The sequence below is a fragment of the Glaciecola sp. MF2-115 genome (genome assembly GCF_047250385.1).
GTDB lineage: Bacteria > Pseudomonadota > Gammaproteobacteria > Enterobacterales > Alteromonadaceae > Glaciecola.
Window position 1 is genome coordinate 300,462 of record NZ_JBLBVM010000055.1, and the last position, 26,175, is coordinate 326,636.

General features: G+C 41.3%; 22 protein-coding genes and 5 tRNA genes. 5 read left to right on the forward strand and 22 right to left on the reverse strand.

Annotated features, from left to right (window positions below; translation table 11 throughout):
- Nucleotides 1–338 precede the first annotated feature (338 nt).
- The 3 genes from carA to greA all read left to right on the forward strand — a co-directional run bounded on the left by carA (nucleotide 339) and on the right by greA (nucleotide 5,409).
- Nucleotides 339–1,478 carry a glutamine-hydrolyzing carbamoyl-phosphate synthase small subunit gene (gene carA, locus ACKLNX_RS14525; protein ID WP_412972883.1) on the forward strand — a complete coding sequence of 380 codons (1,140 nt, stop codon included), beginning with the start codon at nucleotides 339–341 and terminating at the stop codon, nucleotides 1,476–1,478.
- 17 nt (nucleotides 1,479–1,495) lie between these two features.
- The gene (gene carB / locus ACKLNX_RS14530; protein WP_411694004.1) at nucleotides 1,496–4,717 is read left to right on the forward strand and encodes a carbamoyl-phosphate synthase large subunit; all 3,222 of its coding nucleotides are present in this window, start codon (nucleotides 1,496–1,498) and stop codon (nucleotides 4,715–4,717) included.
- Between the two features lie 215 nt (nucleotides 4,718–4,932).
- A complete protein-coding gene (gene greA / locus ACKLNX_RS14535) occupies nucleotides 4,933–5,409 on the forward strand; it encodes a transcription elongation factor GreA (protein ID WP_411694003.1) in 477 nt (158 codons plus the stop codon).
- 42 nt (nucleotides 5,410–5,451) lie between these two features.
- On the opposite strand, the gene ACKLNX_RS14540 is transcribed toward greA, so the two are convergent.
- The 8 genes from ACKLNX_RS14540 to ACKLNX_RS14575 all read right to left on the reverse strand — a co-directional run bounded on the left by ACKLNX_RS14540 (nucleotide 5,452) and on the right by ACKLNX_RS14575 (nucleotide 15,077).
- A complete protein-coding gene (locus ACKLNX_RS14540; protein ID WP_411694002.1) occupies nucleotides 5,452–7,119 on the reverse strand; it encodes a SulP family inorganic anion transporter in 1,668 nt (555 codons plus the stop codon).
- A gap of 83 nt (nucleotides 7,120–7,202) precedes the next feature.
- The gene (gene nhaA / locus ACKLNX_RS14545) at nucleotides 7,203–8,408 is read right to left on the reverse strand and encodes a Na+/H+ antiporter NhaA (protein WP_412972884.1); all 1,206 of its coding nucleotides are present in this window, start codon (nucleotides 8,406–8,408) and stop codon (nucleotides 7,203–7,205) included.
- A gap of 72 nt (nucleotides 8,409–8,480) precedes the next feature.
- Nucleotides 8,481–10,007 (reverse strand): apolipoprotein N-acyltransferase, encoded by a 1,527-nt coding sequence (lnt, locus tag ACKLNX_RS14550; protein WP_412972973.1) that lies wholly within the window; start codon nucleotides 10,005–10,007, stop codon nucleotides 8,481–8,483.
- Between the two features lie 9 nt (nucleotides 10,008–10,016).
- The gene (gene corC, locus ACKLNX_RS14555) at nucleotides 10,017–10,877 is read right to left on the reverse strand and encodes a CNNM family magnesium/cobalt transport protein CorC (RefSeq protein ID WP_411694000.1); all 861 of its coding nucleotides are present in this window, start codon (nucleotides 10,875–10,877) and stop codon (nucleotides 10,017–10,019) included.
- Between the two features lie 24 nt (nucleotides 10,878–10,901).
- Nucleotides 10,902–11,441, reverse strand: coding sequence for an rRNA maturation RNase YbeY (gene ybeY / locus ACKLNX_RS14560; RefSeq protein ID WP_412972974.1), 540 nt, complete (start codon nucleotides 11,439–11,441; stop codon nucleotides 10,902–10,904).
- A complete protein-coding gene (locus ACKLNX_RS14565; RefSeq protein ID WP_411693999.1) occupies nucleotides 11,431–12,537 on the reverse strand; it encodes a PhoH family protein in 1,107 nt (368 codons plus the stop codon). Before ACKLNX_RS14565 ends, ybeY begins: the two co-directional genes overlap by 11 nt.
- A 90-nt stretch (nucleotides 12,538–12,627) precedes the next feature.
- Complete coding sequence (gene miaB, locus ACKLNX_RS14570; RefSeq protein ID WP_412972885.1) at nucleotides 12,628–14,055, reverse strand: tRNA (N6-isopentenyl adenosine(37)-C2)-methylthiotransferase MiaB; 1,428 nt, start codon at nucleotides 14,053–14,055, stop codon at nucleotides 12,628–12,630.
- 170 nt (nucleotides 14,056–14,225) lie between these two features.
- On the reverse strand, nucleotides 14,226–15,077 hold the full coding sequence (locus tag ACKLNX_RS14575; protein ID WP_411693997.1) for a DMT family transporter: 852 nt from the start codon (nucleotides 15,075–15,077) through the stop codon (nucleotides 14,226–14,228).
- Nucleotides 15,078–15,187: 110 nt separating this feature from the next.
- On the opposite strand from ACKLNX_RS14575, the gene ACKLNX_RS14580 reads away from it, so the two are divergent.
- Nucleotides 15,188–16,351, forward strand: a complete 1,164-nt coding sequence (locus ACKLNX_RS14580) for an FAD-dependent oxidoreductase (protein WP_412972886.1) — start codon at nucleotides 15,188–15,190, stop codon at nucleotides 16,349–16,351.
- Between the two features lie 131 nt (nucleotides 16,352–16,482).
- Nucleotides 16,483–16,653 carry a hypothetical protein gene (locus tag ACKLNX_RS14585; RefSeq protein ID WP_411693995.1) on the forward strand — a complete coding sequence of 57 codons (171 nt, stop codon included), beginning with the start codon at nucleotides 16,483–16,485 and terminating at the stop codon, nucleotides 16,651–16,653.
- A 60-nt stretch (nucleotides 16,654–16,713) separates the two neighbouring features.
- Here ACKLNX_RS14585 and ACKLNX_RS14590 read toward each other — a convergent pair whose 3' ends face one another.
- The 14 genes from ACKLNX_RS14590 to lolB form a co-directional block, all read right to left on the reverse strand.
- Entirely contained in the window at nucleotides 16,714–18,093 is a 1,380-nt protein-coding gene (locus tag ACKLNX_RS14590) for an alanine/glycine:cation symporter family protein (RefSeq protein WP_412972975.1), read from the reverse strand.
- Nucleotides 18,094–18,263: 170 nt separating this feature from the next.
- Nucleotides 18,264–18,339 (reverse strand) — tRNA-Gln (locus ACKLNX_RS14595).
- A 60-nt stretch (nucleotides 18,340–18,399) separates the two neighbouring features.
- Nucleotides 18,400–18,475 (reverse strand) — tRNA-Gln (locus tag ACKLNX_RS14600).
- An 8-nt stretch (nucleotides 18,476–18,483) separates the two neighbouring features.
- Nucleotides 18,484–18,568 (reverse strand) — tRNA-Leu (locus ACKLNX_RS14605).
- 35 nt (nucleotides 18,569–18,603) lie between these two features.
- Nucleotides 18,604–18,680 (reverse strand) — tRNA-Met (locus ACKLNX_RS14610).
- A gap of 152 nt (nucleotides 18,681–18,832) precedes the next feature.
- Nucleotides 18,833–19,834, reverse strand: coding sequence for a hypothetical protein (locus ACKLNX_RS14615; protein ID WP_412972887.1), 1,002 nt, complete (start codon nucleotides 19,832–19,834; stop codon nucleotides 18,833–18,835).
- A gap of 286 nt (nucleotides 19,835–20,120) precedes the next feature.
- Nucleotides 20,121–21,212 (reverse strand): redox-regulated ATPase YchF, encoded by a 1,092-nt coding sequence (ychF, locus tag ACKLNX_RS14620; protein ID WP_412972888.1) that lies wholly within the window; start codon nucleotides 21,210–21,212, stop codon nucleotides 20,121–20,123.
- A 76-nt stretch (nucleotides 21,213–21,288) separates the two neighbouring features.
- On the reverse strand, nucleotides 21,289–21,873 hold the full coding sequence (pth, locus tag ACKLNX_RS14625) for an aminoacyl-tRNA hydrolase (RefSeq protein WP_412972889.1): 585 nt from the start codon (nucleotides 21,871–21,873) through the stop codon (nucleotides 21,289–21,291).
- Between the two features lie 5 nt (nucleotides 21,874–21,878).
- Complete coding sequence (locus ACKLNX_RS14630) at nucleotides 21,879–22,529, reverse strand: 50S ribosomal protein L25/general stress protein Ctc (RefSeq protein WP_411693991.1); 651 nt, start codon at nucleotides 22,527–22,529, stop codon at nucleotides 21,879–21,881.
- 272 nt (nucleotides 22,530–22,801) lie between these two features.
- Nucleotides 22,802–23,275, reverse strand: coding sequence for a hypothetical protein (locus ACKLNX_RS14635; RefSeq protein WP_412972890.1), 474 nt, complete (start codon nucleotides 23,273–23,275; stop codon nucleotides 22,802–22,804).
- Nucleotides 23,276–23,500: 225 nt separating this feature from the next.
- Nucleotides 23,501–24,448, reverse strand: a complete 948-nt coding sequence (locus ACKLNX_RS14640; protein ID WP_411693989.1) for a ribose-phosphate pyrophosphokinase — start codon at nucleotides 24,446–24,448, stop codon at nucleotides 23,501–23,503.
- A 31-nt stretch (nucleotides 24,449–24,479) separates the two neighbouring features.
- Nucleotides 24,480–24,555: transfer RNA gene (locus ACKLNX_RS14645), tRNA-Gln, on the reverse strand.
- A 30-nt stretch (nucleotides 24,556–24,585) separates the two neighbouring features.
- Nucleotides 24,586–25,440, reverse strand: coding sequence for a 4-(cytidine 5'-diphospho)-2-C-methyl-D-erythritol kinase (gene ispE / locus ACKLNX_RS14650; protein WP_412972891.1), 855 nt, complete (start codon nucleotides 25,438–25,440; stop codon nucleotides 24,586–24,588).
- Nucleotides 25,425–26,060, reverse strand: coding sequence for a lipoprotein insertase outer membrane protein LolB (gene lolB, locus ACKLNX_RS14655; protein ID WP_412972892.1), 636 nt, complete (start codon nucleotides 26,058–26,060; stop codon nucleotides 25,425–25,427). The genes ispE and lolB overlap by 16 nt, the downstream gene beginning before the upstream one ends.
- Nucleotides 26,061–26,175: the final 115 nt, after the last annotated feature.

The window sequence follows — 26,175 nt, forward strand, 5'->3', positions numbered from 1 at the left end:
GCTTATTTGTAATTTTTAGTGCTTTCAGTCGATTAGTAATGCGTAGCGTGCATTTTTATATATTTCCTCGTTTAGTTTAAGAAACAAATAGATCATTACTGAGCATTAATATATAATCAGCGGAATTTGCCACAAATTTGCAATTTCGCTCTAGGCGCAAGCAGTTATCAATGGCAAGAAAAGCCCTGTGATTGAGCTCGCGCTGATGTGTTGGAAATGTGAAGATTCGCGAAGAAGCTACTGAAAAGCCTGTTTTTTAACTGCTTTTTACGTATTTTTCGGAAATATTAGCATTTCGCTGCTATTTCCCTTGTTACCTTTAATTTTAGGAGGTTGACTTGGCTATTTCTGCTCTGTTAGTGCTAGAAGATGGTTCTGTTTTCAATGGTACTGCAATTGGTGCCTCTGGTCATAGTGTTGGAGAAGTTGTCTTTAATACTTCAATGACTGGTTATCAAGAAATTCTCACCGATCCATCATACGCTGAACAAATCATCACATTGACATACCCTCATATTGGTAACACCGGAGTTAATTCCGAGGATGTTGAATCCAATAAAATTTGGGCTAAAGGTCTTGTGATTCGTGATCTACCTCTTATCGCTAGTAATTTCAGAAGCGAACAAAGCCTATCAGATTACCTAGTTGAAAATAATATTGTTGCCATTGCCGATATTGATACGCGGCGTTTAACTCGTATATTGAGAGACAAAGGTGCTCAACGCGGGTGCATCGTCACTGCCGACGATTTAACGCAAGAGCAAGCTGCAAAATTAGCGAATGATTTTCCTGGCTTGAAGGGCATGGATTTGGCGAAGGTTGTATCCCGATCTGAATTAGCTACATGGAATGATGGTTCTTGGGAACTTGGCAAAGGCTATCATACAGATAAGCAAAACTTGCCCTATCATGTTGTTGCCTATGATTTTGGTGCTAAAAATAATATTCTAAGAATGTTAGTGGACAGAGGTTGCAGATTAACCTTAGTACCAGCTCAGACTGCCGCTGAAGACGTTCTTGCTCTAAACCCTGACGGCATCTTTTTATCAAATGGCCCTGGCGACCCTGAGCCTTGTACCTATGCCATCGACGCAATTAAAGTTTTTTTAGAAAAATCGCTTCCTATCTTTGGTATCTGTCTTGGTCATCAACTCTTAGCTCTAGCTAGCGGCGCAAAAACTGAAAAAATGAAATTCGGTCATCACGGTGCTAACCACCCCGTTAAAGACTTGGCTCGAAATGTCGTTATGATTACCAGTCAAAATCACGGCTTTGCGGTAGATGAATCTTCATTGCCAGACAACCTGAAAGTGACTCATGTCTCGTTATTTGATAAGTCCTTGCAAGGCATTGAGCGCACTGACAAGCCGGCTTTTAGCTTTCAAGGTCACCCTGAAGCTAGCCCAGGTCCACATGACGCTGCGCCATTATTTGATAAATTCATTGAACTCATCGTTCAGTCTCAAAAACAAGCTTAAGAGTAGGAAATTAGACTATGCCAAAACGTACCGACCTCAAGAGTATACTGATTCTTGGTGCTGGACCTATTGTGATCGGTCAAGCTTGTGAGTTTGACTATTCCGGCGCGCAAGCTTGCAAAGCATTACGTGAAGAGGGTTACCGAGTCATTCTTGTTAACTCAAACCCAGCTACCATAATGACAGACCCAGAAATGGCTGATGCTACTTACATTGAGCCTATTCAATGGGAAGTAGTACGCAATATCATTGCTAAAGAACGCCCAGATGCAGTTTTGCCAACAATGGGTGGGCAAACAGCGCTTAACTGCGCTCTAGACTTGAATAAATATGGTGTCCTAGAAGAATTTAATGTTGAGCTCATAGGCGCTTCAGCCGATGCGATTGACAAAGCTGAAGATAGAGAACGCTTTGACAAAGCCATGAAGTCGATTGGTTTAGAATGTCCCAGAGCTGAAATTGCCCATAGTTTAGAACAAGCTTACGATGTGTCTACTCGAATCGGCTTTCCCTGCATTATTCGTCCTTCATTTACTATGGGTGGCAGCGGTGGTGGTATCGCGTACAACAAAGACGAGTTCACTGAAATTTGTACGAGAGGCTTAGATTTATCACCAACATCTGAGCTACTCATCGACGAATCATTGATTGGTTGGAAAGAGTACGAAATGGAAGTTGTGCGCGATAAAGCTGACAACTGTATTATCGTTTGTACGATTGAAAACTTTGATCCAATGGGCGTGCACACCGGTGATTCAATTACCGTAGCTCCTGCGCAAACTCTAACAGACAAAGAATTCCAAATTATGCGTAATGCGGCTATGGCTGTACTACGAGAAATTGGCGTTGAAACTGGCGGTTCAAACGTTCAATTCGGCGTCTGTCCTGACACGGGTAGACTCGTTATCATTGAAATGAACCCGCGTGTATCGCGCTCTTCAGCCTTAGCATCAAAAGCGACTGGTTTCCCAATTGCAAAAATCGCTGCGAAATTAGCGGTAGGTTATACTCTTGATGAACTAGCTAATGACATCACGGGCGGTTTAACGCCAGCGTCATTTGAACCTGCAATTGACTATGTTGTTACAAAAATACCACGCTTCAACTTTGAAAAATTTGCTGGTGCAAATGACCGTTTAACTACCCAAATGAAGTCGGTAGGTGAAGTTATGGCAATAGGCCGTAACCAGCAAGAGTCGCTTCAAAAAGCTCTTCGTGGATTAGAAGTTGGCGCATCAGGGTTGAATCCGATACTCGATTTAAAAGACCCAGAAGCTAAGAACAAACTCATCTACGAACTACGTGAACCAGGTGCAGAGCGCATTTGGTACATAGGCGATGCTTTCCGCATGGGCATGTCAGTTGAAGAAATTTTCGCATTAACCAACATTGATCGTTGGTACTTAGTGCAGTTAGAAGAAATTGTACAACTTGAGCAACTCGTCGAACGCATAGGATTGTCTGAAATTGACGAGACCCTTATGAGGACTCTTAAACGAAAAGGTTTTGCTGACGCGAGGCTGGCAGAATTAACTAACGTTGCTGAAGATGACGTGCGTGACATGCGCAACAAGTTTAAGGTACTACCTGTTTATAAACGCGTAGATACTTGTGCTGCTGAATTCAGCACTTCGACTGCTTATATGTATAGTACATATGACGAAGAGTGTGAATCCAATCCTTCAGATAAAGATAAAATCATGGTACTTGGTGGCGGTCCAAACCGCATCGGGCAGGGCATTGAGTTTGACTATTGCTGTGTACACGCAGCGCTAGCAATGCGCGAAGATGGTTATGAGACCATCATGGTTAATTGCAACCCAGAAACTGTCTCTACTGATTATGATACTTCAGACCGCTTGTATTTTGAGCCAGTAACCTTGGAAGATGTCCTAGAAATCGTACGCATTGAAAAACCAAAAGGTGTGATTGTACAGTACGGTGGTCAAACTCCGCTTAAGCTTGCAAGAGCACTAAAAGCGAATGGGGTTAACATTATCGGGACCTCTCCTGATGCAATTGACCGTGCAGAAGATCGTGAGCGCTTCCAACATATGGTGAATAAGCTTGGTTTGAAACAGCCAGCGAATGCCACTGTTAGCAATATGGAAGAAGCATTAGAGCAAGCTGAAATTATTGGCTTCCCATTAGTTGTTCGCCCTTCATATGTGCTAGGTGGGCGAGCGATGGAAATCGTTTATGATTTGCAAGATTTGCGTCGATATTTGAATGAAGCTGTGAGTGTTTCTAACGACAGCCCAGTGCTACTTGACCGCTTCCTAGATGATGCCATCGAAGTTGATGTTGATGCAGTGTGTGATGGTCAACAAGTCGTTATTGGCGGTATTATGGAGCATATTGAACAAGCAGGCGTGCACTCTGGCGACTCCGCTTGTAGTTTACCTCCTTACACCTTGTCTCAAGAAATTCAAGATGTGATGCGCAAACAAGTTACTGAAATGGCTCTTGAACTTGAGGTCGTTGGCTTGATGAATACTCAGTTTGCGATAAAAGACAATGAAGTTTATCTAATTGAAGTAAACCCTCGAGCAGCAAGAACGATCCCATTTGTTTCGAAAGCAACTGGCGTACCCTTGGCTAAAATCGCAGCGCGAGCAATGGCAGGTGTTAGTTTAGCTGAACAAGGCTTCACTCAAGAAGTAATACCACCTTTCTTCTCAGTTAAAGAAGTTGTCTTACCATTCGCTAAGTTCCAAGGAGTCGATCCTTTACTTGGACCAGAAATGCGCTCTACAGGCGAAGTGATGGGTGTTGGTAATGGTTTCGATGAAGCTTATGCTAAAGCTAATTTAGGCGCATCAGCTCCATTACCAAGTGAAGGAAAAGTACTTCTTTCGGTGCGTAATAACGATAAGCAACGTTTGATTGGCTTGGCGAAGGAAATGATTGAGCACGGCTTTACTGTCGAAGCTACGAAAGGTACGGCTCGCTTTTTGTCTGAACACGGTGTTGAATGTGCGACAGTGAATAAACTGTCAGAAGGTCGCCCAAATATCGTTGATGCGATTAAGAATGGCGAGTATAGCTATGTGGTTAATACAACTGAAGGTAGACAAGCAATCAATGATTCAGTGTATATTAGACGAGAAGCCTTGCTTAATAAAACCAGCTACACAACGACTTTGAATGCCGCATTTGCCACAATCCGAGCGATTAGCGCAGATCCTAAAGTTAATGTCTCGTCAGTTCAAGAATTGCACAAGCGAATAAAAGGGTAAGGACTGTTTGCTAAAAAGTATGCTGAAGTCCATTAAGGGACTTTAGCATAAGCAAAAATAGTATATAATCCGAAGATTGATTGAACTTGAAATGCGCCTAAAATGGCGCATTTTTGTCTAGTATGAGTAGATAGCCTATTGTTTTCACCTTTTGTGAATGCAAAATGACTCTAACTTTCATTACCAGATAACTAAAATAATTAAAGAGTAGATAGATGACTACATATCCGATGACGGCACATGGCGCAGACATGTTGCAAAAAGAACTACATGAATTAAAAACGGTAAAACGTCCTGAGATTATTAAATCAATTGCGACAGCTCGTGAGCACGGTGATCTAAAAGAAAATGCTGAGTATCATGCTGCGCGCGAGCAACAGAGCTTTTGCGAAGGGCGTATTCAAGATATTGAAGGTAAGTTATCAAACGCACAAATTATTGATGTCACTAAAATGCCAAATACTGGGAAAGTGATCTTCGGAACAACTGTTACAGTGATGAATTGTAAGACTGAAGAAGAAATTACTTATAAAATTGTAGGTGATGATGAATCTGATATTAAGAACTTATTAATTTCTGTTAACTCGCCAATTGCTCGCGGTTTAATTGGCAAAATGATAGACGATGTCGTCAATATTCAAACACCTGCTGGAAGTATTGAATTTGAAATCATCGAAGTTGAGTATATATAGTAAAATTAGTTAGTTAAACTAAAGTGATAGGGCTAAGCAGTTTTATGCCTGCCCTTTCAAGTCGTCGTTTTTCAGCCAATCTGAGGCTTTAGTCAGAGCTTCAGTTCTGTCTTTCACAAAGGCTTCTGCCATCAGTATTTTAGCAAAACCCATTTTTTGAAGCTTTTCTCTCGAACTTTCCTGTTGCACTAACATTAAGATATGCTTGTTTAGTTGATTAGCATCTTTTATCAGGTTTTCAATTGCCAGAGCGATGGTATCGTCCAAGTACGAGACGTCACTTAAGTCGATGATAATCACTTTGTGCTCGGTCATACTGCTTAACTCTCTTGAAAGCGCCTTCGATACACCAAAAATCATTGTCCCACTTAAGTAGAAAAATAGGATTTGGCCATTAGCTTTGTTCAATAGTTGCCTTTGTTCTCTAGTCAATGGAAGGCTGCCATCAACGTCACTTATTGCCTTGATATTCTTTTCTTGTGAGGCACTCAGTTTTTCAATCGTAATAATGTTAGCAATAAAAACGCCAATACCAACTGCCACAACTAGGTCGACAAACACAGTTAGCAACAGCACAGAATACATGATGATAGTCGATTGCTTCGATACTTTGTGTGCGCGCTTAATAAAGCTCCAATCGAGGATATCGATACCCACTTTGACTGCGATAGCTGCTAGCACAGCGATGGGGATTACCGATATGAGTTCGGATGCACCGAAAACTGCAATAACGAGGACTAATACGCGGATCAAGCCAGATAATGCGGTTGTTGCTCCGGCTTGTATATTGACGACCGTTCCCATTGTTGCACCAGCGCCAGGCAGTCCACCAAACATGCCCGAGAAAATGTTACCTATGCCTTGCCCGATCAACTCTTTGTCAGATTTATGCTCACTTCGTGTAAGATTGTCTGCTATGACAGAAGTTAGCATGGAATCAATACAACCGAGCATGCCCAACACGATGCCGTCCAAGACCATGGTCTTTATTTGATCTGGCGTGAATTCAGGCAAAACCATTGATGGCAAACTTACGTTGATTTCACCAATCCGTTTAATATCGAAACTTTGAAAGAGTAATACTGACACCAAGGAGATCATGATTAATGCAATGAGTTGGGGTGGCACTATATTTTTGAGTTTTTTGGGTGTCATGTAGAGTATGGCAATTGTCGCAATCGCCATACCTAATTCGATGGGGTTTATGTTGCTAAGAATACTTGGTAAGGCGCTTATTGTTCCCATTACGCCGCCACTTGGGGCAACAGAGCCGAACGCGGGTGCTAACTGCATGACAATTAATATGCAGCCGATGCCGGACATAAAGCCACTAATCACACTGTATGGCATAAGGGTAATGTATTTACCCAACTTCATGACACCAAAAAGTACCTGTGTGAGGCCCGCAATCATGACTACCGTAAAGGCCATTGCAAGACCGTTATCTGGATTATCCGCGATTAGAGTGGTGACAACAGCTGCCATAATAACTGTCATTGGGCCTGTTGGCTCAGAGATAAGCGTGGGGGTACCACCAAATAACGCGGCAAATAGACCAATGATGATTGCTCCATATAAACCGGCTTCAGGTCCAACGCCAGAGGCAACACCAAAAGTTAAGGCTAGTGGAAGAGATACAATTGCCGCTGTGACACCACCAAGAATGTCCCCTCGTAAATTACTTCTATTGATGGTATTAAAAATTTGCACTGTTACTACCTCTTCGAACGTCTCAAAAATAAGGCGCTCATTGAGAGCGCCTCACAAGTTTTGCGCATTATACGCATTAAGTCCTAAGCAGTGGTTTGAGCTCTCAATTTAGCTCTAGTATCAAAACTTTTTGAAGACCGGGATATGACTATTCCACCCAATATGGCAGATAAAATAGAACCGGCAAGAACACCAACTTTCACACTATTTAAATAATCAGCACTCATATTCTCGAATGCGAGGCTGCCTATAAATAAACTCATTGTGAATCCGATACCACATAATATCGATGCTCCATAAAGCTGTCCCCAAGTAACATAGTCAGGCAACTTCGCGAATCCAAGTTTGACGGCTAGCCAACAAGCACCGAATATACCCACTTGCTTACCGACAAATAAACCAGCCATTACTCCAATCACAATAGGATTGAAAATCTGTTCTTGAGTTGTACCCAGCAGCTGAACACCGGCGTTAGCAAAAGCGAATATTGGCAAGATTGCAAAAGCCACCCATGGGTGTAGCTTGTGCTCAATATGAGGAAGCATTTCCAAACCACTTCGGTTTTTTCCTCTTAATGGTATAAACCAAGCCAAGGCGAAGCCAGCTAAAGTTGCATGCACACCGGATTTCAGAACTGCCGCCCAAATCACAATACCTACTAAAATATACATCGCTTCAGAACGAACTTTTAAACGATTAAATACGAACATGATACACATACCAATTGCGGCAATGATCAGTGATAGTGTTGAGAGTTCTGCAGAGTAAAATAGCGCAATAATAATTATTGCACCTATATCGTCAAATATTGCAACGGATAATAAAAAGAGCTTCAGAGTAACAGGTAAGGACTTGCCAAATAGACTATAAACCCCAAGCGCGAATGCGATATCGGTAGCAGCAGGGATAGCCCAACCGTCAATGCTAACTGGCTCATCGTAATTAAAGTATACGTATATCAGGGCTGGCACAACAATACCGGCGATAGCCCCGACGGCTGGTAACATGACTTGATCTCTTGATTTTAAATGACCATCAAGCACTTCACGTTTCACTTCTAATCCAACTAGAAAGAAGAATATAGCCATTAATCCGTCGTTAACCCATAAAATAAGGGGTTTGTTGACTTCAAATGCGCCAAACTTCACAACTACTTGTGTATTAAATAAGTCGTTGTAGAAGCCATTTAGCGGAGTATTTGCCATTATCATTGCAAGCAAAGCAGCAAACACTAGCAGTACTCCACTAGCAGCGTCGTGCTTAAAAACCTGATTTAATTTACTTAACATATTAACTCCTAAAAATGATTGAGGGTGTTATACATGATATTTAAGTTAAGGAAAAGTCGATTATATATTGTTTTACGTTCGTATTTTTCGATGTATAAAAAAGCCAACTATAAATAAAGCAAAGAAAAATAGATAAGTAGGTGAATTTCCAAATATTCTATAAGGGGTATCGCCTTTTACTAATTGGATGTCTTGAGTAAGCGTCGTGTCCTCAAACTGTGATGCGATAGACACTATTTTTCCAGTATGGTCGATGAATGCAGTAATTCCCGTATTTGTTGACCTAATTACAGGCAGACCAAACTCCTTTGCGCGCATCTGAGCAATTTCCAAGTGTTGATGGGGGCCATGTGAATCACCAAACCAAGCATCATTGCTCACAGTTATAATGGCATCAGTGTCTTGATTTAGGTTGGCACGTATTTGATTTGGAAAGGCAATTTCGAAACAGATAGCAGGCGCCAATAACATGCCATTGGCTTTAAGGTTCGGCTGCACATAGTCTCCGCGACTAAAAGATGACATGGGTAAATCAAATATAGGCGCCAATGTCCTAAGTACGGACTCAAAAGGTACAAATTCACCTATCGGGAGTAAGTGGTGTTTTGAAAATCGATTTTCATGTCCATATTGATAGGGTATCGCGTTTAGTGCCAATTCATCGTTACCCAGGCTAAGCAGATTGTTGTAAATCATCTTTGTTTCGTAGTTAACATCAACAATACCGGTTATCAAAGCTGTGTTGGTCTCAGTCGCTTTTTCATCTAATAGTTCTAGAAACGACGTTGCAGCTATTTCTAATTTGGGAATAGCGGCTTCAGGCCAAACAATAAGATCTGAATTCCAGTGTGGCTCAGTCAAGTTCCAGTATTTTTGCATTGTTGGACGGTCTTGTTCTGGTACCCATCTTACAGTTTGCTCAATATTACCTTGGACGATAGTGACTTTCTTGGTTTCACCTGTTGGCTGGCTCCAATTAATATCATTTAATACGTAGCCTGAGATACTAAAAACAAGTGCAACAAATACTGATTGAATTCCATGTAAATGCCATGTGTTGTCATCACGTTTAAGCCTTAGGTTTAAACCAAGATTAACCGTAATCATTATCAATATAGCACTCAGACCAATTTCACCCACTAGTGGGATCCAGGCACTTAAAGGCCCGTCAATTTGACTGTACGCAACTGATAACCAAGGAAAGCCCGTCATGAAATTGGCTCTTAACCACTCTAGAATAAGCCAAATAAAGGGCAGGGTAAGTGGCCATACTCGTTTATTGGAGAAACGGTTACATAGATACATCGAGATAGCCGGGAAAAGTGCTAAATAAGCTGAAAGTACTGCCATCATTGCAATTGAAACAATAAGTGGAAGGCCACCGTGCTCAGCTATGCTGACATGTATCCAACTAATACCTGCGGCAAAGTAAGCAAAACTAAAGCACCAAGCAAGTTTAAAAGAATGCTCTCGTGTGCCTGCTTGAATGTAAAACCAAATGGGAAATACGACAAACGGAAGCCACCAGGCATTAAAAGGGGCGAATGCAAAGGTGACACTTGCTCCTAAAACGAATAATAAAATACAGCTTCGCCAGATGCTCAGAACTTATTCCTCAGAATCCGGCAGCATGACTTTTAATTGCACTATCCGTCGCTTATCCGAGTTTGTGACTTTAAAGCCAACGTTTTCTATCGTAATCTCGTCGTCGGTTTCAGGCATATGTCCAAAAGCGCGCAGAACAACACCTCCAATAGTATCGGATTCTTCCTCGTTAAATTTTGTTTCGAAGAAACGGTTGAAGTCCTCAACAGATGTGAGAGCCTTAACAGAATATGTGTGTTTGTTTAGAGGACGAATTTCATCCGTTTCGTTGATCTCATCGTCATACTCGTCTTCAATTTCACCCACTATAAGTTCGAGTATGTCTTCAATTGTAATTAAACCAGAAACACCGCCGTATTCGTCAACCACAATTGCCATGTGATAGCGTTGTTGGCGAAATTCTTTTAGCAGTACATCAACACGTTTGCTCTCAGGGACGATGATAGCCTCGCGTAATACTTCCTTTAATTTAAATTCCTTACCAGGTAAAAAAGCATAGGGAAGTAAGTCCTTAGCAAGCAAAATGCCCTCTATATGGTCTTTGTCTTCTGATATGACAGGGTATCTTGAGTGAGCGTGGTCGAGCATGATAGGGAGAAACTGCTCAACATCTTGTTCGATATCGATAGTAACCATTTGTGCTCTGGGGATCATAATGTCTCTAACGCGAATTTCGCTGACAGTCATTACGCCCTCAATCATTTCCTTCGTTTGAGGATCAATTAGTTCACGTTGCTCAGCATCTGAAATTACTTCAGATAATTCTTCTCTACTTCTCGGTTCCCCCTTAAAAGTCGAGGCTAATTGCTTTAGCCAGCTTCTAGTTGGAGAACCGTTGGTAGAGTGTGGGTTGTCATCGCTCATGATATTTTCGTTATTTTCCTAAAGTCATAAAGTTGAGTGATATTGATAAGGATCGTCAATGTTGAATCTCGCCAAAATGGCGGTTTCAATCCCTTCCATTTCTTGTGCTTCACTTTCTTCTATATGGTCGTAACCCAGAAGATGCAACAAACCATGAATACATAAATGCGCCCAATGATTTATTGTTAATTTATTTTGTTCATTTGCTTCTTTTTCAACAAGCGCTGCGCAAACAACTAAATCACCCAAGAACGGCATGTCTATGTGTTCCGGTGCTTCAAAAGGGAACGAAAGGACATTAGTGGGTTTATTTTTGTCACGATAATCAGCATTTAATTGCTGGGACTCCTCAGAGTCTACAATGCGAAGTGTCAGTTCATATGTTTGCTGTTGAATGCGAACGGTATCAAGCTCTTTGCTGTCACTTTGCTGTACCGAAAGTGCTTCACTTATTGAACGTAACTCTTCAATCGTTCGATTAAACCATTGTTCAATTTGCTCATTGCTGGGCAAAACGTGATTGAGCTTATCTTGCTCAAGCACGTTTTGTAAATCAACTTTGATTGTCATTGCTGGGCGTATTACTTAAATGAGATTGTTTAAGATTTTGTTCGTCAATATGTTGACCTGAGTTGCGAATTTGCTCTTCTCTTAAGCGCCTCTTCTCCATCGACTCAATTTCTTTCTTAGCTTCAAACTCTTCATAGGCTTGCACAATGCGAGCAACAACAGGGTGTCTTACAACATCTTGCGCCATAAAGAAATTAAACGAAATATCATTCACATCACTTAAGACTTCGATTGCATGACGCAGACCAGACTTGGCGCCTCGAGGTAAGTCAATTTGTGTAATATCGCCAGTAATAACTGCTTGAGAATTAAAACCGATACGGGTCAGGAACATCTTCATTTGTTCTACCGTTGTATTCTGGCTTTCGTCTAGAATAATGAATGCGTCATTCAGCGTTCGACCGCGCATGTAAGCTAAAGGCGCAACTTCGATTACGTTTCGCTCAATGAGTTTTTCAACTTTCTCAAAGCCTAGCATCTCAAACAATGCGTCGTATAGTGGACGCAAGTAGGGATCAACTTTCTGTGATAAATCACCGGGTAAAAAGCCAAGCTTCTCACCCGCTTCCACGGCAGGGCGTGTTAGCAGAATTCTGCGTACTTCCTGACGCTCAAGTGCATCAACTGCACAGGCAACAGCTAGGTAAGTTTTACCTGTACCAGCAGGGCCAACACCGAAGGTAATATCATGCGTGAGTACGTTTGCAACATACTTTGATTGATTTGGATTTCGTGGCTTGATAACACCGCGTTTGGTTTTGATATGGACTTCTTTGCCATAGTCACCGGCTTCAGCGCGTTCTAAGCATTTCACTTCTTGAATGGCTAAATGCACTTGATTCGGTTCAAGTACAGGGACGCTTCCTTTTATTGGCTGGGTTTCGATATACAGCAACTTCAAAAGTTCGCTAGCGCCATTGGCTTGTTGTTGGTCGCCGAGCACTTTGAATTCGTTTGAACGATAGGTAATCTCGACACCTAAGCGACGCTCAATCTGTTTGATATTGTCGTCAAATGGACCACAAAGACTCGACAAACGTTTGTTGTCTTCGGGTTGCAGTAAAATTTCGTTACTAACTAACTTACTCAATATAATCTCTTTTGTTTGGGGTTATTACTCATTCTGAACATATAAATAAGGCTTAAAGCTAGATATTCAATACCTAGCTCATGCCACTATTTACACAGGAACGAATTGAGTCACACCATTGTCATCAGCTTGTGGCTGTTTGGCTAAAATACTTTGCGGCGACACAGCAACACGTAAACCCATGTCTTTTTCACGCAAAGTCACTTTTCCTCGTAAAGAATTACTGTAAACCGCAGTTATTTCAACGTCAACAAATTCACCAATCATGTCGTGTGAACCTTCGAAATTTACTACCCGGTTATTTTCTGTTCTACCCGTTAATTCCATCAAATCTTTTTTCGATGGACCTTCAACCAATATACGTTGAGTCGTCCCTAACATATTACGTGCTATGCGCAGAGCATTCTGATTTATGCGTTGTTGTAATATTTGTAAACGTTGTTTTTTAGTTTCTTCCGTCACGTCGTCAACAATATCAGCCGCAGGCGTACCAGGACGAGAGCTATAAATAAAGCTGAAGCTCATGTCATAGCCAATGGCGTTTATTAAATCCATTGTAGCTTCAAAGTCTGCGTCTGTTTCGCCTGGAAAACCAATAATAAAGTCAGAGGACATGCAAAGGTTAGGGCGCACTTTCTTTAATTTACGAATTGTTGATTTATATTCAATCGCTGTGTGGCCACGTTTCATTTGATTAAGAATGCGATCAGAACCACTTTGTACCGGTAAATGTAAGTGGTCAACTAACTCTGGAATATTTTTGTAAGCGTCGACGATATCATCAGTAAACTCAACCGGGTGAGATGTTGTGTATCTAATTCTATCAATACCATCGATTGAAGCGATGAGTTCTAGTAATTCTGCAAAACGACAGACATTTCCATCGTAATGTGGGCCTCTAAACGCATTAACGTTTTGACCTAATAGGTTAACTTCACGCACACCTTGCGCAGCCAGTTGGGCAACTTCAAGCAATACGTCATCAACGGGGCGGCTGACTTCTTCGCCTCGCGTATATGGAACCACGCAAAAACTGCAATACTTAGAGCAACCTTCCATAATCGAAACAAAGGCTGTGGGGCCTTCAGCTCTTGGCTCAGGTAAGCGGTCAAATTTTTCTATTTCTGGGAAGCTGACATCAACGACTGATTTATCACCACCTTTGATTTGTTGGATCATTTCAGGCAAACGGTGCAATGTTTGCGGACCAAAAACGATATCAACATATGGCGCACGTTTTCTGATCTCAGCACCTTCTTGTGAAGCAACACAGCCACCCACACCGATAATCAGTTCAGGCTTATCGTTCTTTAGGTTTTTCCAACGGCCTAACTGATGAAATACTTTTTCCTGGGCCTTTTCGCGTATAGAACAGGTGTTAAGCAAAATGACATCAGCGTCTTCAGCTTCATCTGCAAGAGTATAACCATGCGTTGAATCAAGTAGATCTGCCATTTTCTCAGAGTCATACTCGTTCATCTGGCAGCCCCAGGTTTTTATAAATAACTTTTTGTTCATAATTGCTATATTTCGTCTTTTATTAGGTCGATACGGTTCTAAAGAACGATTTTCTCGTTATCAGGTCGATTAATTATCCCAATTAGGATTTATCGTTGAACCCGTCATTTTAAACTGAAACAGTTATCGACGCTAGTTTAAACAGGCTTATGCTGCATCTTTTCTCGTTATTAGATAAACCAACGTTGTCTAATCGTTACATTTGCTGCCCATAACAACAGAATTCCGCCAAATAGCATGCTGAGCGTTAGCGGTTCATCCCAAAAAATATAACCAATTAGGGCTGCAAACAAAACACTCGAGTAGCCCAACAAACCTATCTTTACTGGCGATGCAAAACGAAAAGCCTGAGTCATTAAAAGCTGCCCGCAAACAGCTAGCGCACTCAGGATAACTAAAAGTAGCCAGTCCGTTGCAATGATTGGCCGCCAGTCAGCAATGGCTAAAGGAAAGGTAACTAGGGTTGAAACACTAATAAAATAAAACACGATGCGCACAGCAGGTTCAGTGTCTGACATCTTTCTGATGGTGCAAGTTGTTGTTGCGACCAAAAGCGCACAAAGCAAAGAAATCATTAAATGACTAAGCTCTATGCCTTCTTGAGGGTTTAGAATAAATGCGACGCCTATAAATCCAATCGCAATGGCAATACTTGTTTTGAATGGGATCTGTTCTTTCAGCCAAAGCTTCGCAATGATTGGGATAAAGAAAGGTGCCATCTTTAAAGCCATAATGGCAGACGTCAGTGACATAGCTCCAAGCACGAAGAAAAAGCAGTACATGCCGGCTAGACCAGTGGCGGCACGGAATAAGTGCAAGTATATTCGCTTAGTGTAGATTGCTTCGCGCCCTTGCTTTAAACAAAATGGGCCAAGAAAAAACAAAGCAAATAAATTGCGGAAAAAAACCAGTTGAGATTCAGTCAGGCTGTCGCTTAACTGTTTTACAATTGCGCCGACACCGGCAAAGAATGCTTCAGCAACTAACAGCGCTATTGCGCCCAACAAGACTTTATTCTTCATTATTTATCATTTCGTTGAGTTGGCGCATGACTATATTCAGGATATTATGTTAGCTTCAAGATAATGTGAGTATTGTATTATATCAGTATGTTAAAGATAAGTAGGGATAAATGAAGTTATCAGTCGATTACTGTATTTTAGGTGGTGGAATGGTTGGGTGCGCTACGGCCATTGGGCTTAGCAAGCTTGGCTACAAAGTGGCTATCGTCGAAGCTCACAAACCAAAAGCATACAACGCTAAGGACCTTCCTGATCTGAGAGTGTCCGCTTTAAATCGTTACACTCAATCCTTACTACAAAGTTATAAGGTGTGGGACAAGGTTGTTTCCATGCGCTGTAAACAATATCAGCGTCTCTCCGTGTGGGAAGATATCTCCCGTCCACTGCATTTCGATGCTTCAGAGATAGGCGAGTCTTATTTAGGGTATTTTGTTGAGAATAGAATCTTACAGTTAGCTTTGTTAGACACAATTGAACAAGAGCATTCAAACAGTATTCAGGTTTTCTATGCAAAAGCCGCAGATATCCAGTTAAGTAAGTCATCTGTTCTACTAGATAACGATACTCAAATTAGCGCTAACATATTTGTGGGTGCTGATGGAGGACATTCACAGTTACGCCAGGCTGCTAACATTGGTACAACAGGCTGGCAATATGAGCAACAAGCGAATGTTTTGTTGGTCAAAATGCATTCTGATTTTGAGGCTGCGACATGGCAGCAGTTTACACCAAGTGGGCCAGTTGCTTTTTTACCATTGTTTGATAACTATGCGAGTTTAGTTTGGTATGCTGATTCGCCGATCAGTCAGGATATTCGACTTGCTTCAAATGAAGAGATTCGAAAGCAGGTCATAACGCGTTTCCCTTCCATCCTAGGCGACTTTGAAGTTATCGATAAAACCGGATTTCCTTTGCGCAGAATGCATGCAAATCAGTATTGGCGTAATAATGTTGTGTTAGTTGGTGACGCAGCACATCAAATAAACCCCTTGGCTGGGCAGGGTGTCAATCTTGGGTTTAAAGATGTCGGTGCACTAGTTGAATCTATTAAAAACAACCCCATTTATGAAACAAATAAGCAAGCGTTTATCGATTACGAAAACGAGAGGCGGTCGCCGAATTTATTGATGATGAGTGCGATGGATGTTTTTTATCAAACCTTTAGCAATAATATAGGGCCGCTTAGAGTGATTCGAAATGCTGGGATACAAATTGCTAACTTGGCAGGCCCAATTAAACAAAAAGCCTTGAAATACGCTATGGGTTTCGAATAAGTTAAGACGTATAAAGCTCTCTATCAAATAGCATCAAAGTATTGCAAGATAAAATCAGCTTTTCGTCTTTATAAACCAGCGTTACAGTCTTGAAAGATAGAATTAGCATTAATTTAAAAAAAGGAAAGTAAATGGCAGTTTTAGCTATTTTAGCAGTATTGTTTATTTCGTTGATTGTGATCATCCCAATGCTTGAAAAATCGAGTGTTAGAATTTCACCGGAAACACAGGCTAAGTTTGCCAAGTGGATAATACCACTGGTATTGATTGTCTTAGTGATTCAATTATTTATGTATATGTAGAGCAATAAATAGAGGTATCGCTTATAGAGCGGGCGATACCTCAAGAGCTAGTCAATTTCCTTATTTCCAAATATTATCTTCAGTTTTCCCTTGAATATTGCAATCTTCTTCAATGAAGCCCATTTTAGTTTGGTTCTTGCGCTTTTCGTTGTAATCCTTTGTTACGGCAACAATGGTAGGAGTTAGTAGTACAATGGCAATAATATTCACGACTGTCATTAAGCCTAAAGCCATATCTGCCATTGCCCAAACCTGCGGTACGGCAGCCATTGAACCCCATAAAATCATCAATAAATAACCTGTAGTGTAAAACGCACGCCCAAACTTATTGTCGAGTTTAAACATATGCAGGTTACTCTCGCCATACGCATAGTTCGCTACTACCGAGGTGAAAGCAAACAAGCTTATCGCTGCGGCCACAAAATCGCCGCCATATGCACCCAAGTGGCTTTCCATAGAGGTTTGAGTTAGGCGAATACCTTCCATTTGACCAATATCATTACCATGACCCGCTAACAAAATAATAAATGCCGTACAGGTACAAAGTATCATTGTGTCGATAAACACACCGAGCATCTGAATATATCCTTGAGATACTGGGTGATTAGGGTGGGGAGTAGCACTGGCTGCTGCGTGAGGAACACTGCCTGAACCGGCTTCATTAGAATATAAGCCTCGCTGAATACCATTTTTAACGGCTGCTGCAAACGCGCCCGCACCGGCTTCCTGTAAACCAAACGCCGATTTCACAATATCGATAATGACATCAGGTAATAATTGAATGTTAATGATAGTAATAACTAAGGCAACTATCATGTATGCAATGCCCATGAATGGCACTATCCATTCCGCAAAGCGGGCGATGGCGCGCAAGCCGCCGATAACGATCAAACCAGCTAAAATAATAATCACTAAGCCAGAATGGAATGTTTCAAAACCATAACTATTACTGAGCGCATCGGTGATGGTGTTGGCCTGTACGGCAGAAAATACGAATCCATAGCCAAAAAATAGACACAAGGCGAACAATATGGCAAACCATGAATTATTCAACCCTTGCTTAATATAATAAGCTGGGCCGCCTCGGTATTCGCCGTTCTCGTCTTTGATTTTATAAACTTGGCCCAGAACACTCTCTGCATAACCGGTCGCCATACCAAGTAAGGCAATTACCCACATCCAAAAAATAGCACCTGCACCACCCAGTGATATCGCAACCGCAACGCCAGCTAAATTACCGGTACCAACACGAGCGGATAAACTCGTGCATAAGGCTTGGAATGAACTTATACCGGCAGCATCACTTTTGCCACTACCTTTGAGTAAGGAAAACATATGCTTGAAGTTAAGCAACTGAATGAACTTTAATTTAACGGTAAACCAAACACCCGCAATTAGAAGCATGTAGATTAATACTTGCCCATCGCCCCATAAAATCATGTTCACGAAGCTAACAATAGCGTTGACACCATCGCCTAGTGTGTTCAGTAATTCAGAGAAAAAGTGCGGGGATTCCGTAACAGAGCTTTGAAGTGAAGTGACTGAGTCAAATAACAAAATTTCATTCCTTAAAAACGCAAAACGCCGGATAAACCGGCGTTTGTAGAATTTGGCTGGGGTAGCAGGACTTGAACCTACGAATGGCGGGATCAAAACCCGCTGCCTTACCAACTTGGCTATACCCCAAGAGTAATCAAGGATGCTCTAAATTACAACTCATATTAATGAGCTTTTAAAAAACTGAGATGGCTGGGGTAGCAGGACTTGAACCTACGAATGGCGGGATCAAAACCCGCTGCCTTACCAACTTGGCTATACCCCAACAATGTATGGTGCGGAAGGAGAGACTTGAACTCTCACGCCGTGAAGCACTGGAACCTAAATCCAGCGTGTCTACCAATTCCACCACTCCCGCATATCTCAGTCACCTATTATTGCTAATAAGTGAATTGGTGGCTACGGCGGGACTCGAACCTGCGACCCCATCATTATGAGTGATGTGCTCTAACCAGCTGAGCTACGTAGCCATCCTGTCACTCCAAACAGCGCTTGTCTGTTTCAGAGTGGCGCGTATTATGCTTAGTTGAAGAGTGGTCGTCAACCCCTTTTTTGCATGAAATAACTACTTGGACATTAAATAATCAAGAAAGCCAAATATTAGACAAGTCTATTGCATTTTTTAACTCGATTTATTCGGCAATATCCCGCCACCAATCTTAAATTTCTGCAATTGCGATGAAAGTTTCTTCCCTAAATTGGAATCGAACAATCTAGGCACTCTGGTTTCATCGGTTTGATAGTTACTTTGTTGGTAGCTCAAAGCAAAATCAGCATTGCTTTCCGTTAAGCCTTTATGCCTAGTCTTTGCCGATAAAGCGCTTATTTTGGCGATGCTGTTTTGTCTTGAGAAGCGGGCGAAGGATTTGAATTTAAAATTCTCTTCAACATGTCGGTTGCTTAAATGAAGCAAGCAATCCATTAAGCTGAACAAAAGTGCATTTTCGGTTGCTTCTTCTACTATTAGATTTATTTCGGGCTGACAGAGCAATTCGGGTAGTTTGGTGGTTATGCCAGGCTGAAAGGTAAGGGAAACTAGCTGTTGTGACGAATTAAGCTCAATACGCCTAGTAAATGTAAAGTATCCGCCATCGTATTCAAGTTTCGCAATTGTATTTTTAATCGCATCTTCGTCGATAGCCGTGCTCTCGTCTTGCGTATCAGTACTTCGTGACATGGCCATTAAAGGTAAGTCATGGTGGCAACTGAAGGGACTCGTCATTTTATCATCTTGTTTGAATTTAATGAGCTCTCGAATCTCATGTTCTCTTGCTTTCATTAACGCTAAAAAAGCGGTTTGAATGATTTCAGAGGAGGGTAATTGAGGTTCTACGCGCCATCTGCGCCCATAAACGATTTTTTGATTGTCTTGTGATTGTGGGGAAACATAGTTGTCTAATCCTATTATACCCACTTGAATAAAGATCCCTCCGTTATCTTCATCAACAAAGAGTAAGTAATTAGGCTCATAAGTAATATTCGCGACAATATCACCCACTGATCCTATCGTATGATGGTAGGACAAATAATGCTGAGGAATACAGTTCGTGCCATCGTCCAAAAGTACATTAGGCGCACTCGGAAGGGCTTTTTCACCTGGTAACAAAGGGGCTTGCGTTTTCATTGTAATAAACCGCCAAAGATCTTTAATTCAACTGACCCCATCGAAGCCAGCGTTTTTTTGTGATTTTATATATACGGTGCTTTTTTTCTTTGGGATTTTTATTGATAAAAATAATTGCTTATTTTTAGTTAATAGTCGGCCTAGCCAATAACTTTAGCCTTGGGTAATTTTTAATAATCGAGAGTTTGGAAATAAAACTGAGAGGAACTGGCTGGGGTAAATAAAGCGAACAGCGAGATAAAAGCTCACATTAGATTAAGCGCTAATGTGAGCCTTAAATGACTCATTAAACGTTGAAGCGGAAGTGGATAACGTCACCGTCTTTTAGCACATAGTCCTTGCCTTCAAGACGCCATTTACCCGCGTCTTTTGCTCCGGCTTCACCTTTGCAAGTGATATAATCGTCGTAGCCGATGATTTCTGCACGAATAAAGCCCTTTTCGAAATCAGTGTGTATTTTACCAGCGCCTTGTGGAGCTGTTGAACCTGTAGGGTAAGTCCATGCACGCACTTCTTTTACGCCTGCAGTAAAGTATGTTTCTAAGGTTAGAAGACTGTAGCCTGCACGAATAACACGATTAAGACCTGGCTCTTTCAAACCAAGCTCTTCCATAAATTCAGCTTTTTCTTCTTCGTCTAATTCTGCAATGTCTGACTCAATGGCTGCGCAGACACTCACTACGATAGCGCCTTCTGATTCAGCAATTGCACGCACTTTGTCTAATAGAGGATTGTTCTCGAAACCATCTTCGTCAACATTGGCAATATACATTGTTGGTTTCAAGGTTAGGAAGTTCATATAGGCAATAGCTGCATGCTCTTCTTTGCTTAATTCAACAGAGCGCAACAATGTGCCTTCATTCAAATGTGGCAGCAGTTTCTCTAATACTTTTACTTCAAACTTAGCCTCTGCGTCACCGCTTTTGGCGCGTTTACCTAAACGTAGAACCGCTTTCTCTGCTGTTTCTAGATCAGATAACGCTAATTCTGTATTGATAACATCGATGTCTTCTTGAGGATCTACTTTGCCTGCAACGTGCACTATATTCTCGTCATTGAAACAACGAACAACATGGCCAATGGCATCAGTTTCTCTAATGTTTGCTAAAAACTTATTACCTAAGCCTTCACCTTTGGAAGCGCCGGCAACCAGTCCTGCAATATCCACGAATTCCATAGTGGTAGGGATCACGCGCTGTGGTTTTACTATTTCAGCTAGAGCATCTAGTCTCTCATCAGGAACCGGTACTACGCCAGTGTTAGGCTCAATAGTACAAAACGGAAAGTTCGCTGCTTCAATACCTGCTTTTGTGAGTGCATTAAAAAGGGTTGATTTACCTACGTTCGGTAGGCCAACAATGCCGCATTTAAAACCCATATTCGTGGTCCTTTAATATCTAATTCTTGAAAAGTGATGTGTCAAAACTTTGTTATTACACATTACCAAATAATGTTTATTCTGCTTTAAATGAATGCAAGCGCTGTGTGGCGGATACCAAATCTTGTTTGATCAGGATCTCTATACAACGAATTGCCTCGTCTATAGCTGCATCAATTTTTTCTTGTTCTTCTCTCGGAGCCTTACCCAAAACATGTCCGGTTACTTTTCCTTTGTGGCCGGGGTGGCCAATACCTATTCTCAAACGCAAGAACTCTCGTTGATTGGCTAACTTTGCCACGATGTCGCGAATTCCATTTTGAGTTGAGCTTCCACCAATTTTAAATTTAGCGATACCGGGTTCAAAGTCGAGTTCATCGAACGCAACTAATAACTGGGTGTAGTCTATCTTATAGAAATTGGCTAAGGCAGCGACCGCTTGGCCACTTTTATTCATGAAGGTAGTCGGGATGAGTAAACGGATGTCTTGGCCATGCAATGTAAAACGACCAGTAAAACCAAAAAACTTACTTTCAAACTTTAATGGGCAATTAAACCTTGAAGCTAAGCTTTCAACGAACATAGCACCAGCATTGTGGCGAGTGTTTTGATATTCGGGGCCTGGATTACCCAGGCCCACGATTAGACGAATGTCAGACAAACTGATTATTCCTCAGTTGCGCCTTCATCACCTTCAGCAGCGGCATCTTCAGCTTCTTCTTCTACACTTGGGCCTCTAGCTGTTTTAACAGTAACTACTGCTAAATCATGCTCTTCGCCTTTGCCTAGCTCAACAGACTCAACACCTTTAGGGAATTTAACGTCTGATAAGTGAATTGTTTGACCAATTTCGATGTTAAGCAAGTCAACTTCAATGAATTCAGGCAAGTTCTTAGGCATACATGTAATTTCGATATCATTCATGTGATGCTCAGCGTGACCGCCATTCAATTTAATTGCGTCAGATTCTTCTTCATTAATGAAGTGAATTGGAACGTTAGTTGTCAAAGCTTGACCAGCAACAACACGTTGGAAATCAATGTGCGTTACTTTAGGCTTGAACGGGTGGCGTTGCATATCTTTCACAAGCGCTTCAACTTTTTTACCGTCAACGTTGATAGTTAGAACGTGCGAGTAAAAAGCTTCGAATTCTTGAGCTTGTTGTACTTTATTGTGCTCAAGTGTGATAGATACAGGGGCTTCATCACCACCGTAAATGATTGCAGGTACTTTATCCTGATGACGAAGGCGGCGGCTCGCACCTTTCCCTAGGTCAGTTCGGACAGTAGCATCCAATTTGAAAATTGCGTCAGACATTTTATGTCTCCAAATATATAAAATTAATGAGCTCGATTCTGCGACCAAATCGAGCAAGTTGTTGCTATTTATCTAGTTACTTATTACTCAACTACTCGCCAAGTAATTAAAACTTTATTTCAATTAATCGAAATTGATAAAAAACAAAAGCCCGTACTAAAACGGGCGGCGCATTCTATCACTGTGATTGTCAACAAACAACGTAAATGTGTCTAGTATTCGCTTATTTTAAGCTAGCTTACCGTTTGTTCATTAGATTTTCGTGTGTCCGTCTATAGTTCTTCAGAGTTTAGCTTGGGGCGACCCGCTTTTAAGGCTTTTGATTCGTCAAGGATAACTACGTTGCTAACCTTAATGACTTCGCCAAATTGAGTGATTGTCATCATGTTAGGTAGTGGTGTGCCAGTGAGTTCAATAACTAAACCATGCCTTAGATATTCTTTATTCATACCCATAGGAGTATATTTTTTACCATTCTCGTCAATGAAGCCAAAAAAGCCACCTTCCATTTCTTGGAATAGCACTTGGCCTTTTAAGGTGATTTCTTCAGATTCTTTTGGCCCTGTTTCATTCACATCGTTCACCTCTTTCATATCGTTCACTATTTTTAGCTCCGACACTTTTACCTGCTGTTGTGTGTCACTTTTATTTGTGTCTTCAGTTTGAGGGGCTTGCTCTGCGTTACAAGCAGATAAGCTGGCACTGAGTAAAACGATACTCGCGATTGTTCTGGTCGAAATAGACATTCAATATTCCTATAAGTTTTTATTATCAGCAGGTATAAGCAAATTGTAGAAAAAAACATTCTTAATAGTTTTTAAGCAGAGTGCTGTTTGTGCATTGTTAACGCATACTAGCATTAGCTTATTTACTTAGAATACGAATTTATGAAAAAGTTTCGATACAAAAAAGCCGGCTCTTTCGAAGCCGGCTTACTTTGGAATTAAAATTTCTAATTGCTTTTTTGTATCTTAATACTCAAACATGGCTGAAATTGATTCTTCGTTACTAATACGGCGAATAGTTTCAGCAAGCATTTCAGATAGCGTTAATTGCTTCACTTTCTTCAATGCTTTAATTTCATCACTCAAAGGAATACTGTCGGTGATGATAATTTCATCGATAACAGAATCGCGCAGGTTAGCTGCAGCATTTCCTGAGAAAATAGCATGTGTTGCGTAGGCGAATACTCTTGCAGCACCGTGAGCTTTTAGCGCTTCTGCGGCTTTAGCCAAAGTACCACCAGTATCAATCATGTCATCAACAATAATACAATCGCGGCCTTTAACATCACCAATAATATTCATTACTTGAGCAACGTTAGCTTTAGGACGACGTTTATCGATGATTGCCAAGTCACAGTCGTTCAACAGTTTTGCCGTGGCTCTTGCACGAACAACACCGCCAATATCTGGAGATACAACAATTGGTTTTACAAAATCACGTTGAAACATGTCATCAAGTAAAATAGGAGTACCAAAGGCGTTATCAACTGGTACGTCGAAGAAGCCTTGAATTTGCTCTGCGTGCAAATCAATTGTAAGAACGCGGTCAACGCCTACATTTGATAAGAAGTCAGCTACAACTTTCGCTGTAATTGGAACCCTTGCTGAACGTACACGTCGATCTTGGCGAGCATATCCAAAGTAGGGGATAACGGCGGTGATTCTGCCAGCAGACGCTCGGCGGAATGCATCAATCATTACGATTAATTCCATTAAGTTATCATTTGTTGGTGCACACGTTGATTGGATAATAAATACATCAGAACCACGAACGTTTTCGTGAATTTCGACGCATATTTCACCATCACTAAAACGACCAACACTGGCATTCCCTAATTTAGTGTATAAACGTTCGGCGACTTTCTGGGCGAGTTCAGGTACGGCGTTTCCTGCAAAAAGCTTCATATCAGGCACAAGAATATTCCTCAGTGCGTTGTTTAGATGGTGGCTGGGGTAGCAGGACTTGAACCTACGAATGGCGGGATCAAAACCCGCTGCCTTACCAACTTGGCTATACCCCAAAAAGGTTTTAACTTGTCTGGTGCTGGGGTTTAGCTTGTTTCAATGCCAAGGGCAGTATGTAAACCTGAATGGTTAACACCTTTAGCAACAAAACCAGCGTAACTTTCGGGTAGCAAGCGGAGAACCTTATCTGCGTTTTCTTTCGCATCGAAAACTGCAAAAACACTTGCACCTGTTCCAGTCATCCTAGACGGAGCGTAGTTTACCAACCACTGTAATAAATATGCAACTTCCTTATGCATATTCTCGACTAAAGTTTGACAATCATTGTGTGTTTTTTCGAAACAGTATGTTTTAAAGTCGATTTTAGGCGTGTTCCGAGGCAGTTCGGGAGAATTAAAAATATCTTTGGTCGAAACAGATATTTGTGGTGTCGCGACCAAATACCACTTTTCAGGTGTTGAAGTAGCTTCGAGTAATTCACCAACGCCCTCCGCAAATGCTGTATTGCCATGCACGAATATTGGTACATCTGCACCCAATTTCAGTCCAATCTTTGCGAGTTCATCAAGACCTAAATGGCAGTTCCATAATTGATTCAACGCTACTAGTACGGTTGCTGCATTAGATGAACCTCCGCCAATACCGCCCCCCATAGGTAAGCGTTTTTTAATGTGGAGTCGGCAACCGGACTTTTCAGATGCATAAGGCTTCAATGCAATGGCTGCTTTATAGACTAAGTTATCTTTTTCTGGCACTCCAGGGATTTGCTCTGCTATTTCAATGTTGCCACTGTTATTAATTTCGAAACCGATATCATCGCCCTTGTCTAGTATTTGAAATAGGCTTTGTAATTGGTGGTAGCCATTTTCATATCTACCATTGATATGCAAAAACAAATTGAGTTTTGCTGGGCTCGGGTACCAATCTATTTTCGCTGCCACTGACTAACCTTAAATTTTAATCGAGTTTGTTTTAGAGGATTATTGACTTCAACGGAAAACGGAAGCCATACGCCTTGTACTTTTTTATATTGAGAATAGGAGATTTCCCATCCGGTACATGAGTCACATATAGGCTGAATCTTTTGGGGTAAATTCTGCGTGTTGAGGGTGACGATATCTTGCTCGCTTGCCGCGCCTTTTATCCAGCGAGGTAAATTATCCAGTGGTAGGACCCAGCCAGTAGTTCTATAAATTAAAGCTTCTGTTGAAAAGTCTTCATATTCTTCGCCGTCAGCTTCTAGGCGCGCAATTTCACCGTCATAGCTTAAGTTGAGTAAAGAAACACCAATCAGATTGCTTAAACGAAAGTCGATATCTTCATTCGCTTGCTGCCAATTTAAATAGGCACTTTTGCGCTCATCGGGTGTAATGACGGCAATTTTTCCAGTTAATTCCCAATGGCTTAACAATGCGAGTTTCGCTTGATTTGATAACTGCATATATTCAGCTGACATATCAATTTTTCGTCGTTCTTCAATATCGTGTGTATTTTTGCAGCTACTTAACAGCGCGATGAAAAGAACGATACCGAAAAACCTATAGGGTGAAGAGATAAGCACAAATGAACCTTAAGTAATACTAAACGGTGAGAGCCTAGCATTTTTAGTGATGAAGTTAAATTAGCGAATAAAACGGATAAAAGTACAGAAATCATCCAAGTAGGACGTAATATAA

Excerpts from the sequence above, each read along its gene's own strand:
- carB (WP_411694004.1), top strand. The coding sequence starts at position 1,496 with ATGCCAAAACGTACCGACCTCAAGAGTATACTGATTCTTGGTGCTGGA.
- greA (WP_411694003.1), top strand. The coding sequence starts at position 4,933 with ATGACTACATATCCGATGACGGCACATGGCGCAGACATGTTGCAAAAA.
- nhaA (WP_412972884.1), bottom strand. The coding sequence starts at position 8,408 with ATGTTAAGTAAATTAAATCAGGTTTTTAAGCACGACGCTGCTAGTGGA.
- corC (WP_411694000.1), bottom strand. The coding sequence starts at position 10,877 with ATGAGCGATGACAACCCACACTCTACCAACGGTTCTCCAACTAGAAGC.
- miaB (WP_412972885.1), bottom strand. The coding sequence starts at position 14,055 with ATGAACAAAAAGTTATTTATAAAAACCTGGGGCTGCCAGATGAACGAG.
- ACKLNX_RS14575 (WP_411693997.1), bottom strand. The coding sequence starts at position 15,077 with ATGAAGAATAAAGTCTTGTTGGGCGCAATAGCGCTGTTAGTTGCTGAA.
- ACKLNX_RS14580 (WP_412972886.1), top strand. The coding sequence starts at position 15,188 with ATGAAGTTATCAGTCGATTACTGTATTTTAGGTGGTGGAATGGTTGGG.
- ACKLNX_RS14585 (WP_411693995.1), top strand. The coding sequence starts at position 16,483 with ATGGCAGTTTTAGCTATTTTAGCAGTATTGTTTATTTCGTTGATTGTG.
- ACKLNX_RS14590 (WP_412972975.1), bottom strand. The coding sequence starts at position 18,093 with ATGATTTTATGGGGCGATGGGCAAGTATTAATCTACATGCTTCTAATT.
- ACKLNX_RS14615 (WP_412972887.1), bottom strand. The coding sequence starts at position 19,834 with ATGAAAACGCAAGCCCCTTTGTTACCAGGTGAAAAAGCCCTTCCGAGT.
- ychF (WP_412972888.1), bottom strand. The coding sequence starts at position 21,212 with ATGGGTTTTAAATGCGGCATTGTTGGCCTACCGAACGTAGGTAAATCA.
- ACKLNX_RS14630 (WP_411693991.1), bottom strand. The coding sequence starts at position 22,529 with ATGTCTGACGCAATTTTCAAATTGGATGCTACTGTCCGAACTGACCTA.
- ACKLNX_RS14635 (WP_412972890.1), bottom strand. The coding sequence starts at position 23,275 with ATGTCTATTTCGACCAGAACAATCGCGAGTATCGTTTTACTCAGTGCC.